At 66.5% G+C, this 3,420-nt stretch carries 4 protein-coding genes and 1 pseudogene; 2 read left to right on the top strand and 3 right to left on the bottom strand.

Annotation, left to right across the window (positions count from 1 at the left end; translation table 11 throughout):
- The 3 genes from JWQ89_RS10250 to JWQ89_RS10240 all read right to left on the bottom strand — a co-directional run.
- A partial coding sequence (locus JWQ89_RS10250; RefSeq protein ID WP_299640681.1) for a twin-arginine translocation signal domain-containing protein occupies positions 1-317 on the bottom strand: 317 nt, incomplete at its 3' end.
- 275 nt (positions 318-592) lie between these two features.
- The gene (locus JWQ89_RS10245; protein ID WP_299640680.1) at positions 593-1,918 is read right to left on the bottom strand and encodes a HAMP domain-containing sensor histidine kinase; all 1,326 of its coding nucleotides are present in this window, start codon (positions 1,916-1,918) and stop codon (positions 593-595) included.
- Positions 1,915-2,577: a response regulator transcription factor gene (locus JWQ89_RS10240; RefSeq protein WP_299640678.1), complete on the bottom strand. Its 663-nt coding sequence runs from the start codon at positions 2,575-2,577 to the stop codon at positions 1,915-1,917. The genes JWQ89_RS10245 and JWQ89_RS10240 overlap by 4 nt, the downstream gene beginning before the upstream one ends.
- Before the next feature lie 139 nt (positions 2,578-2,716).
- Between JWQ89_RS10240 and JWQ89_RS10235 the strand changes: the two genes are divergently transcribed.
- Together JWQ89_RS10235 and JWQ89_RS10230 are read left to right on the top strand one after the other, a co-directional pair.
- Positions 2,717-3,190, top strand: a complete 474-nt coding sequence (locus JWQ89_RS10235; protein WP_299640677.1) for a DUF2271 domain-containing protein — start codon at positions 2,717-2,719, stop codon at positions 3,188-3,190.
- A gap of 17 nt (positions 3,191-3,207) precedes the next feature.
- Positions 3,208-3,420: pseudogene (locus tag JWQ89_RS10230) on the top strand (hypothetical protein); the annotation flags it as partial.

The raw sequence follows: 3,420 nt of genomic DNA, 5'->3' as shown, positions 1-3,420 counted from the left end.
GCCTTCACCGCCGCCGACATCTTGCCGAGGAAATCGCCGAACGATTCAGGATTGGTGGTCGAGATATCGAGCTCGACATTGTTCGCCTTGGCGAAACTGGCGACGGTGTCGCGGAAGGCGGTCTGCGCCGCCTCGAAATACTCGGTGCGGTGGATCACGGTCAGTTTGCCGGCTGCACCCACGGGGAGCGGTGCGTCGGGCGCAGGCTTGGCGTCCTGGGCAAAACCCGGAAGTCCTGTTCCCGCGGCGATGAGCCCGGCACCGGCGGCGGCTGTCCCCCTCAGGACATCCCGGCGGCTTAACTTCTTGATACTCATGATAGTCCTCTCCTCCTGATTGGTAGTCTCTCCTCATCACGGCTCTGGCGGCGGCTCTGCTGTCCGCCTTGTACTTGTCGTGCCCATTCAGCATTGAACAGAATTTAATCCGCCGCAACGCGTACCGCAGGGTTCGCCTCTCCACGAGGCAAAGCCCGTCCGCCGCATCGCGCGCACTGAGGCGCCGAAAGCCATGGGAGAACGGCAACCGCAGCGCCCTGCGCGGCGGCTGCCCGCTGAGGTGCAAACATGTGGAAAGCCAAAGCCGCGGCCAGCTAGGACCCCAGCTGAAGCACCGCCTCGAAGCCGTCGGCTGCGCCCGTCGCGGGCGAGTGGAGCGTCAGGGTGCCGCCCGTCTGCTCCATGATCGAGCGGACGATCGAGAGCCCGAGGCCAGTGCCGGTCGCCGAGGTGCTGCCCCGGGTGAACGGCTCTGCGATGCTGTCGAGCACGGAAGCGGGCACCACCGGACCGGCACTGGTGACGCGGACGAGGTTGCCGGGCTCGGCCACGATCCTGACCGTGGCCCCGGGTTGCCCATGGATAAGCGCGTTCTCGATGAGGTTCCTCAGCGCGATCGCGAAGGCGTCGACGTCGATTCTGCCGCTCAGGACCCCGCCGCTCGCATCGTCGAACCGGATGCGGTCGGCATTTTTCGCCGAGGACTGGAAATCTCGGACGACGAGCCGGAGGATCGGCGCGAGATCGACGGGGCTGTCCGACCGCGCGAACCCGGCCTCGAGGCGCGAGAGCTGCAGCAGCTTCTCCGACAATTGCGCGAGGTGCCGAAGCGCCGCCTCCACTTCGAGCAGGCGTTCCGTGCCCGGCCGTTCCCCCAGTTCGATCGCCAGCTGTTGGACCTGGGCGAGGGCGCCGGCAATGGGGGTGCGTAGCTCGTGCGCGCTGCTCGCCGCGAAGGCCTTCTCCGCATCGAGCGCCGAGCGCAGCCGGTTGAGCAGATCCGCCACTGCTTCCGCAATCGGCGCCAGCTCGACCGGCTGGCCTTCGACATCGAGCGGCTGGAGATTGCGCCGATCCCGGGCGGCGACGTCACGGCTCATCGCCTCCACCGGGCGCATGGCGAGGCGGATGGCGAACCAGATGCCGATGGCGATCAGCGGAATGAGCGCGACCAGCGGCCACAGAAGCGCGGCAAGGCTCTCGGTCAGCGCGGCGGCCCGATGCGCAGTATTTTCGAGCACAACGACGCGAAAGCCGCTCCGCGGGTCGGTGAGCCCGAAGACCCGCCGTCCGTCGCTGTTTTCGAAGCCATCCCCGATGGTCTCGGAGACGATTGCGTTCGGGACGTCGGCCGAGCGGACGACGAGCCCGCCGTCGGGGGCGAGCACGTAGTAGGCGAAATAGCCCTTGTCCTCGTCCATTCCTGCGACCTCGAGCTGCTCCTTTTCCCGAGGCTCGCGGAGGCGGTGCACTGCCAGCGGCAGCAGGCGATAAGCGCTCTGCTGCAGCGCCTCGTCGAACGCCGCATCCAGCTCGCGCTGCATGACGAAGCCTGCGATCGAGGCGGCGCCCAGCCAGAGCACCGTGGTCATCGCCGAAAGGCCTAGGGCAAGCCGCCAGGCGAACGAGTAGCGCTTCATCGTTCCGCCGCCACCTGGTAGCCGAGTCCCCGTACGGTGCCGATGAAGTCGCGCCCGAGCTTCTTGCGTAGCCGGCTCACATAAACTTCCACGGCGTTGCTCTCAATTTCAGCGCCGAACTGATAGAGCGAGTCTTCGATTTCTGCCTTGGTGACAATGGCTCCGAGGTGCCGGATGAGCCGTTCGAGCACCGCCCACTCCCGCGCCGTCAGCGTCACGGCCTCCCCATCCGCCACGATCGTCCGGCGCCCAAGATCGATGGTGACGCCGCCCAGCGCTATATCCGTCGCCGGGCTCGCGGCGTAGCGGCGGGCCACGGCGTTGATCCGGGCGGACAGCTCGCTGAGATCGAACGGCTTCACCAGATAGTCGTCTGCCCCTGAGTTAAGCCCTTCAATACGCACGGCAATCTGGTCCTGCGCCGTCGTGATGATCACCGGCACGGTATCGCCCGCCGCCCGCAGCTCGCGCAGCAGGTCGAGGCCGCGACCGTCGGGAAGGCTGAGGTCCAGCAGCACGAGTTCGTAGCGCACCGTGGAGAGCGCCAGCTTCGCGTCATCGATCCGCTGCATCCAGTCGACGCTGTGCCCGACCGACGCCACATGGTCGCGGATCGCTGCGCCAAGGACATGGTCGTCTTCGATCAGCAGAACACGCATGGCGTCATTTTCCCCATGCGACACCCTTGCACCACCAAGCTTACACCGGCCTGAAGACGCGGCCGTTACGCCTTCAGGGTGGTGTCAGCTTCGCGGTGTCTTGTCCGCGCCATCGTCCATGCATTCAGGAACTGTCATCGTGAACAAGCTGATCGCAACACTGCTGCTCGGTACCGCCGTTGTCACCCCCGCGGTGGCGTTCGGCAAGGATATCGCCGTCAACGTCGACATGGTCAAGTTCGGCGGCCATCCGGCCTATCTCGCCGTCTATGTGACCAATCCGGATGGCAGCTACAATTCGACTCTCTGGGTCTCGGGCACCAAGGCCAAGTACTTCCGCGACCTGCGCGAATGGGCCCGCGGCGCTTCGGCGGCCGGGGTCACGCTCGACGGCATCACCGGCGCCAGCGTCGGCGGCGGCAAGAGCCTCACCGTCAACGCCAGCATCGCCGATGCGCTGATCGATGCCGGCTACGTCGTGCATGTCGATAGCGCGGTCGAGGATGGCGGCGAGTATTCGAGCGACGCCGTGGCGCCACTTACTACCGCGGCCTCGGGCAAGCCGGTCGATGGCAGCGGCTACGTCCACAGCCTCACCGTGAGCCTCCGCTAGCAGCGGTTGGAACGATCATGCTGCGCAAGGTCCATTCGCTGCCGGGCTTGATCGCCGCGGTGCTTGTCGCGTTCATGGCGCTGACCGGCGCGATCCTGTCGCTGCAGCCGGCGTTCGAGCATTTCACCGCCGCGGCCCCCCGCAGCAGCGTCACCGTCGCCGAGCTTGCCGGCAGCGTCGCAGCATCTCATCCCGGCGTGCAGCGGATCGTCGAGACTGCATCCGGTTCG

It is taken from the genome of Devosia sp., from assembly GCF_028290645.1.
Lineage (GTDB): Bacteria > Pseudomonadota > Alphaproteobacteria > Rhizobiales > Devosiaceae > Devosia_A.
This window is presented reverse-complemented; position numbering and strand designations above follow the sequence as displayed.

What these genes read in the sequence shown, in the direction of transcription:
- JWQ89_RS10245 (WP_299640680.1), bottom strand. Translation starts at nt 1,918, where the DNA reads ATGAAGCGCTACTCGTTCGCCTGGCGGCTTGCCCTAGGCCTTTCGGCG.
- JWQ89_RS10240 (WP_299640678.1), bottom strand. Translation starts at nt 2,577, where the DNA reads ATGCGTGTTCTGCTGATCGAAGACGACCATGTCCTTGGCGCAGCGATC.